Here is a 210-nt window from a genome sequence, read left to right on the forward strand (position 1 = left end):
GATGAGTGCGTCGCCTTGTCCGCCGCCGCCGCAGAGTGCGGCTGCGCCGATGCCGCCGCCGCGGCGTTGCAGTTCGAGGGCGAGGTGCAGGGCGATGCGGGCGCCGGACATGCCGAGGGGGTGTCCGACGGCGATGGCGCCGCCGTTGACGTTGACCTTGGCGGGGTCGAGGCCGAGTTCGCGGGTGGAGGCGATCCCGACGGCGGCGAA

1 pseudogene is annotated in these 210 nt (G+C 74.3%); it reads right to left on the minus strand.

Features of this window, described 5'->3' with window-relative positions:
• A pseudogene (locus ACSW29_RS31245) lies at positions 1–210 on the minus strand (acetyl-CoA C-acyltransferase); the annotation flags it as partial.

It is taken from the genome of Rhodococcus sp. GB-02, assembly GCF_053470465.1.